The organism is Candidatus Desulfatibia sp. (assembly GCF_036446775.1).
Taxonomy (GTDB): domain Bacteria; phylum Desulfobacterota; class Desulfobacteria; order Desulfobacterales; family UBA11574; genus Desulfatibia_A.
In genome coordinates, this window is sequence record NZ_JAZFTO010000394.1 from 1 (window position 1) to 4036 (window position 4036).

A 4036-nucleotide genomic window follows, 5' to 3' on the forward strand; every position below is an offset into this window, starting at 1 on the left:
CAGTTGACGGTTAACAGTTAATGGCAACTGCTAAGGTTCGCAGTTCCAGGGACGCGCGTAAGCGCAACCTGACAACCTGAGCAGTTACAAAAAATTAAAAAACCGTTAACTGTAAACCGGTAACCGTAAACGGATTTTTACGGTAGTGTCAAAAGTAACATGAAAAAAAATGAAAAGGATTTGAAAGCAAATCGTAGCAATAAACAACAAGAGAGGTTTTCTGGCGGGAGGAGACCGAGTATATTTCAGTGATCAAGAGGTCCAGCAGAGACAGTTATCCTGTGTAGTATTTCATGAATGAAGTGAAGGAAGGATTAATTTAACGAGAAGGCGGTATTGAGCACTTGAGCCCATTTCCCTTGCAGAGTCGAAATGGAAGTCAGGTCATCACGAGGGATAGGCGCTTGGTAGTTGAGGCCGGCATGAGGCCGGAAGAAGTTGTAGTAAGTGACGAAGAGCGTGGTCAGCGCCATGGCGCCGGCTTTAGAATTGAAGCCATTGGCCGCTTGCGTATGGAATTTGTAGGTCCGATTAAGGCGTTCGATGAGTTGTTTGAAAGGCCGGAATCTTTCTGATTCGGCATCGAGGTTTTGAAGGCCGACCACTTTCTTATGGGAGATAATATTTTCGTCACGTGCTTGATTGAGGAAGTGGATGCCGGCAAGGTAAGAAGGATTGCCGTCGGTGATAAGGGTTGGGTTTTCATCATGAGGAGCGGTACGAATCGCTTCGTTCATGGCGATGGTCGCCGGTAACGTATCGCGAGAATCATCGATGTGGTAGGCGGAGATTATACGTCTGGCAGGCGTTATAAAGAAGTACGTGTAGGCGTGTTTACCGGCAATTTTGATGTAGGTTTCGTCACCGGCTTGAGTGGATTCGACCTCGCCTTTGAATTGAAGGTTGAATGTGTGACAGTGAGGAGCGGCGTAGAGCGTGTAGTTGAGGATGGTTTGATACGAGGCGGGCAGCTCAAAGACGTTTTTAAGGATATAGGCGGTTTTACGGGCGGAGATGCCTAAAGAGATGTGAAAGGTCAGAGCCAGGCAGAGAGTGTTCATCGAGTTACGGATGTTCAAGATCCGAGTGGATTGATCGGGTGCGGCATGTTGGAGCTGTTCATGGGTAAAGTGATACTCACGATATTGATAGTGGAGTTTAAACTGTGAGGATTTGGTTTTTCGCAGGGCTTTTTCGAGGGGGTTGAGTTTGTTGAGATTTTTTATATAGGCTGGACATTGGTCATTGTCACATTTGTAAATGGAACAATCTTTACGATGCTTCCAAAGATAAAGAGCATGGTTGCAATGGGGACACCAGAATTTGGTTTTGTGAGTCAGACGACGATGCAGGTTAAAGAGATAGGCGCAGACTTTACATTTGATTTGAGATCGTTTTTTACCGTCGTTGAAGTAAAGGAATTTTGAAGGAGCGCCACACTGAGGACATTTCGTGTCTTCAGGGACTCTGGCTTCAGGTTTCCTGGAATGAACAGGTCTCAGAGGCCTGTTGTGCTCTTGCCGATATTGTTTAAGAAGCTCTTTGAAATCGACTTCAGTTTTTTTTTAACGGCTTTTTTAAAGGAGGATTCGGATCCACCGAAAAGTTGCGATAGTTCGGATGTTTTTCTTTAAAATCGTCTTTGGGTTTCACTTCAGGATTTCGGTTGGTTAAGATGTCATTCAGATCATTCACGATACGTTGGATTTGTTCACGCGTAAACTTGGAACAGATCCAGATGACAAAACGAGATATACGATCCATCTATGGTGTCCTCCAGCAAGCAATGCTTTCTGTTTTGTGGATACTGGCGCTCATGTGGAAAACTATGGAAAACCTAAACAGCAGGTTTTCCACAGCTTACCACAATCGCTTGGAAAAGTCTCCGCTCCGCTTCGACTTTACCACAGTATCCACAAAACCTGCGGCGACTATTTTAGAATGTTTTAATGGGAAATAGGGGGGAGGAAACCGTTATTAAGAAAAACCTTTGTAGTTAAAGAAGTTATGAAGAAACAAAACAAAAACTTTTGACATTACCTCAGAGCAATCAAGGAGAGGAACATGAAAAGAATAAGCACTCACATGACGAGGATAAATGGGAAAACCTTGTATCTCTTCACTGTTGTTTTTTATCTGATACTCACCGGCTCAGCCATAGCCGCCGATCCCGTCGTGGTCATTGTAAACGCGGGCAATCCCGCGACTTTACTCACCATTAGTGATGTTAAAAAATACTACGAGAATGACCTTCTCCGTTGGCCGGATGGAAAAAAGATAACCCTGTATGACCTCAAGGTTAAGGACAAGGCACGAAGGGAATTTTCCAACGCTGTCCTCGGCCGGGAACCGGGAAAAATCGCAATGGAGTGGGCGAACAGGAAAATCACCAATACGGCCAAGAATCCGCCCCGCACGGTCCAGTCATCAACACTGATGCAAGCCAGGGTGGGAAGTGATTCCGGGGCGATTGGATATCTTCTGAAGAGTGAGGTAACAAACAAAAAGGTAAAGATTGTCACCACAATAAAATAGGCCGGGCACTGATTATTCTTGTGTCTATTCCTTGATTGACTCCTTCACCTTCACCAAATAGGGGGCCATCCTTTGGTCGTCTATTTCCCAGAGTGTCTCAGATTTACACGTTCCTATTCCCAGGTTCTTCGGTGCTTCGCTCTGCAATTTTTTGCGCCGGTAGGTTTGGTCATTGAAACTGTGTAGAAAAACTGTTATCCCTCAAGATTGACATATGTATGTCATGATGCTATAATGTCCTACAGTTACATTGAGTAGGAGGCATTATGGCGACATTATCAAAACGTTCCACTATCTATTTAGATCCTGCCCTTCATAAAGCACTACGAATCAAGGCTTTGGAAACCTCTCGTTCCATGTCGGAGCTTATAAATGAAGCTGTTAGAGAGGCTATTGCAGAGGATGCTGAAGATCTTTCAGCGTTTGATGAAAGGGCCAATGAGCCTCTGATCAGCTATGATAAGATGGTCAAGAGGCTCAAAAAAGATGGCCGAATATAATATCTTTTTTAAGAAATCAGTATGGAAAGATTTTGAATCGATCCCCAAAAAGGATTTAAGAAAGATCCTCCAACGCATAGATTCGCTTGCCGAAAACCCACGTCTTCCCGGGAGCCAGAAATTATCCGGTCAAGAAAAGTATCGCATACGGCAAGGACGGTATCGTATTGTATACTCAATCCAGGGTGACGAACTTACAGTTTGGATAGTGAAGGTAGGCCATCGAAGAGATATATATCGGTGAAGCGAACCTTCGGGGGCAGGCTTCCCGGAAGTAGACTCTAACCCTTTCGCTCAAAGGGAGAGAGCAAGAGAATGGAACCAAATACGCATCAATGATCAATATCGTATATGCTTTAAGTGGTCGGATACAGATCCTGTCAATCCTGTTTATCCTGTCTAATATGGGGTTCAAACTGAATGTTGGTATGAGAGATGTGGAATCGCTCGTCGAGCACGTTGTTGATCCTGGCGAGGATGGATCGGGTCTCTAAAATAGGAATATTCTTTACGGCCACATGTGCAGTTAAGGCATACATCTTGGACGTGATCTGCCAGATATGAAGGTCGTGAAGGTCCTGAACCTCGGGGGTATCAAGAATCGACTTTTTGACTTCTTTGAGATCAATCCCCTTCGGAACCGATTCCAACAGGATATTGGTCGATTCCCGTATCAGGCCAAAGGACCAGATCAGGATGACCATGGCAATCAGGACACTGACGAGCGGGTCCAGAAGATACCAGTCGGTATAGTGGATGGTCACCGCTGCAAGAACCACGCCCACCGAAGAGGCCGTATCGCCGATCATGTGAAGAAAGGCCCCTCTAATATTAAAATCATCCCGGCTCACGTCTGCCAGAATCAAGGCGCAGAGCAAATTCACCACCAAACCGACTAAAGAAACGACAAACATCTGTCCCACCTCGACCGATTCAGGATGAACAAACCGGAAATAGGCCCTGTAGAGGATGTAGGCCATAATCGGAAGGAGAGTGATTCC

6 protein-coding genes are annotated in these 4036 nt (G+C 45.3%); 3 read left to right on the plus strand and 3 right to left on the minus strand.

What is annotated here, in order from left to right; translation table 11 throughout:
• Positions 1–314 precede the first annotated feature (314 nt).
• Together V3S16_RS17845 and V3S16_RS17850 are read right to left on the minus strand one after the other, a co-directional pair.
• On the minus strand, positions 315–1079 hold the full coding sequence (locus tag V3S16_RS17845; RefSeq protein ID WP_413887433.1) for an IS6 family transposase: 765 nt from the start codon (positions 1077–1079) through the stop codon (positions 315–317).
• A 475-nt stretch (positions 1080–1554) separates the two neighbouring features.
• Positions 1555–1764, minus strand: coding sequence for a hypothetical protein (locus V3S16_RS17850; RefSeq protein WP_413887435.1), 210 nt, complete (start codon positions 1762–1764; stop codon positions 1555–1557).
• A 300-nt stretch (positions 1765–2064) separates the two neighbouring features.
• Here V3S16_RS17850 and V3S16_RS17855 point away from each other — a divergent pair, with 300 nt between their 5' ends.
• The 3 genes from V3S16_RS17855 to V3S16_RS17865 all read left to right on the plus strand — a co-directional run bounded on the left by V3S16_RS17855 (position 2065) and on the right by V3S16_RS17865 (position 3279).
• Positions 2065–2535, plus strand: a complete 471-nt coding sequence (locus V3S16_RS17855) for a hypothetical protein (protein WP_413887437.1) — start codon at positions 2065–2067, stop codon at positions 2533–2535.
• A 266-nt stretch (positions 2536–2801) separates the two neighbouring features.
• Complete coding sequence (locus V3S16_RS17860; RefSeq protein WP_413887438.1) at positions 2802–3035, plus strand: ribbon-helix-helix protein, CopG family; 234 nt, start codon at positions 2802–2804, stop codon at positions 3033–3035.
• Entirely contained in the window at positions 3022–3279 is a 258-nt protein-coding gene (locus V3S16_RS17865) for a type II toxin-antitoxin system RelE family toxin (RefSeq protein WP_413887440.1), read from the plus strand. The genes V3S16_RS17860 and V3S16_RS17865 overlap by 14 nt, the downstream gene beginning before the upstream one ends.
• 136 nt (positions 3280–3415) lie before the next feature.
• Here V3S16_RS17865 and V3S16_RS17870 read toward each other — a convergent pair.
• The coding region (locus tag V3S16_RS17870; protein ID WP_413887442.1) for a cation diffusion facilitator family transporter at positions 3416–4036 on the minus strand (621 nt) is incomplete at its 5' end.